Genomic DNA, 2560 nt, shown 5'->3' on the forward strand with positions numbered 1-2560 from the left:
TCCCTACGCGGAGATCTTCATCATCCGCCAGGGCACCGGCCTGTTCACTGTCGGCGACCAGGAGATCGAGGCATCTGCCGGCCAGATCCTGATCGTGCCGCCCAACACGCCGCACAAATTCACCAATCTCGGCCCAGGCCCGCTGGAGACGACCGACATCCATGAAAACGGCAGCTTCATCACCGAATGGCTGGAGTGACCCCTATTTCGCGCCGAGCCTGGCCAGCACCGCTTTCGGGATGTTGTATTCACGAATGACGGCATCGTGCTTGCGCAAGCCGCACAACTCGCGCTGGATGAAATAGCCATGCACCGCCTCGGCGGCATCCTTGAGCAGCCGGGGGCGCAGTTGCTCGTCGGCATTGTCGCGCAGCCTGGCCAGCGTTTCCTCTACCCGCTGGCCGGCGCGGCCGAGTGCTGCCGCCTTTTCCGCCAATATTTCATGGCCGAGCGCGTCGAAGGCGGCTTCAGCGGCCGAGCCGCCGGCAAGATGAGATGGCGGACGCAAGGACATTTCAGTCTCCTTTCGCGAAAACCATGCGGTGAGTGACGAATTCTTCGCCTTCCACGTGCGTAAATCCAAGCCGTGCGTAAAAACCAAAAGCCTCTTGCGGCGCGCGGGTGTTCAGCGCGGCGAAATGGTGACGTGCCCTGTCGATAACGGTTTCGATCAGCATCCGGCCAAGGCCGGCGCGACGGTGACGCGCACTGACGAACAGGTGCCGGACCCGGCCGTGGTCCCTGGCCTCGAAATAGGGATCGATGTTCAACCCGCACACGCCGGCGAGTTCCCTTCCATCCCAGGCTCCGTACAGCGCCTCGCCCCGTTTCAGGAATTTGTTGCGGCCACTTGCCCAGCCATCCGCCAGGCGCACCAGCATCCAGTAGCCTTCCTGCCGGCTCTCTTCCTTCAGCGTGTCGAAAGCCGGCATGGTCGGTCGGAGCCGCTTGAGAACGTAGCCGACCTCTGAGATGGCGCCTGTTGATCCACCCATGGAGCTACTCCGCCGGGCGTGTCTCTTCGAGCACGCTGTCCTCGTGATAGAGAAAACCGCCGGACTGCCGCTTCCACAGCCGCGCATAGAGCCCCTCGAGTGCTACCAAATCGTCATGCGTGCCTTGCTCGACGATGCGGCCGCCGTCGAGCACCACCAGTCGGTCGAGTGCCGCGATCGTCGACAGCCGGTGGGCGATGGCGATGACCGTCTTGTTTTCCATCAGCCGCGTCAGATTTTCCTGGATCGCCGCCTCGATGTCGGAATCGAGCGCCGAGGTCGCTTCGTCGAGAATCAGGATCGGCGCATCCTTGAGGAAGACGCGGGCGATCGCCACGCGCTGGCGCTGTCCGCCTGACAGTTTGACGCCGCGCTCGCCGACAAAAGCCTCGTAGCCGGCGCGGTCCCTGTTGTCGCGCAAGGTCAGAATGAACTCGTGCGCCTCGGCCTTTTTCGCCGCCGCGATCACCTCCGCATCGGTCGCGTCTGGCATGCCGAGCTTGATGTTGTCGCGCAGTGAACGGTGGAACAGCGCCGTGTCCTGGCTGACGACGCCGATATTAGCTCGCAGCGAGTTTTGCGTGACATCGGAGACGTCTTGGCCATCGATGGTGATGGAGCCGCCCTCCAGATCGTAGAGCCGCAGGACCAGATTGGCGAGCGTCGTCTTGCCGGCGCCCGACGGTCCGACCAGCCCGACCTTCTCGCCCGGCTTGACGACAAGGTCGATGCCGTTCAGCACGCCGAACCCTTTGCCGTAATGGAACTCGACGTTCTTCACCTCGATACGCCCGCCCGCCACGACAAGTTCCTTGGCGTCGGGCGCATCGGCGAGGCCGAGCGGCTGCGAAATCAGCGCCTTGGAGTTCTCCAGCACGCCGAGGTTTCGCAAGATGCTGTTGAGCTGCATCATCAGCCGGCCGAGCAGCATGTTGAGCCGCAGCACCAGCGACAGCGTGAAGGCGACCGCGCCGACGGTGATCGAGCCCTCGACCCAGAGATAAACGGCAAAGCAGCCGATCGCCGTGATCATGATGCCCGACAGCGTCGTCAACGCCATGCGCACGCCGGTCAGCCGGCGGGTGAACGGGCGCAATGCGTCGAGGTAGATGTCGAAACCGTTCCTGATGTAGCGGTCGTCGCCGTCGGCCGAGAACAGTTTCAGCGTCTGCACGTTGGAATAGGAATCGACGATGCGGCCGGTGATCATCGAGCCGGCCTCGGCGGTTTCCTCGGCATGCTTGCGGATTGCCGGCAAGTAGAGCTTGGCCAGCCAAGCGAAAGCGGAAATCCAGATCACCACCAGCACCGCCAGCCTGAGATCGAGGCCTGCGACCAGCGCCAGCGTCGTCACCGTGTAGACAATCATGAACCAGACGACCTCGATGAAGCTTTCCATCAGGTCGCCGGTGGCTTGCCCCGCCTGCCAGACCTTTGTCGCGATGCGGCCGGCGAAATCGTTCTGGAAAAAGGCGTAGGACTGGCGCGAGACATGCCGGTGTGCCTGCCAGCGCACCAGATTGTAGAAGCCCGGCGTGATCGTCTGCTCATCGACCAGCGCCGAC

At 63.1% G+C, this 2560-nt stretch carries 4 protein-coding genes; 1 reads left to right on the forward strand and 3 read right to left on the reverse strand.

Annotated elements, in window-relative coordinates:
- On the forward strand, positions 1-199 hold a 199-nt coding region (locus EN750_RS28750), incomplete at its 5' end, for a cupin domain-containing protein (RefSeq protein ID WP_145968000.1).
- A 3-nt stretch (positions 200-202) separates the two neighbouring features.
- On the opposite strand, the gene EN750_RS28755 is transcribed toward EN750_RS28750, so the two are convergent.
- From EN750_RS28755 to EN750_RS28765, 3 genes are all read right to left on the reverse strand, one after another.
- A complete protein-coding gene (locus EN750_RS28755; protein WP_127326788.1) occupies positions 203-514 on the reverse strand; it encodes a DUF6665 family protein in 312 nt (103 codons plus the stop codon).
- 1 nt (position 515) lies between these two features.
- Positions 516-932: a GNAT family N-acetyltransferase gene (locus EN750_RS28760; protein WP_245465203.1), complete on the reverse strand. Its 417-nt coding sequence runs from the start codon at positions 930-932 to the stop codon at positions 516-518.
- A gap of 67 nt (positions 933-999) precedes the next feature.
- Positions 1000-2560 (reverse strand): ABC transporter ATP-binding protein (locus EN750_RS28765; protein WP_145968001.1); only part of this gene is annotated, 1561 nt, incomplete at its 5' end.

It is taken from the genome of Mesorhizobium sp. M7A.F.Ca.ET.027.03.2.1 (assembly GCF_003999175.1).
Lineage (GTDB): Bacteria > Pseudomonadota > Alphaproteobacteria > Rhizobiales > Rhizobiaceae > Mesorhizobium.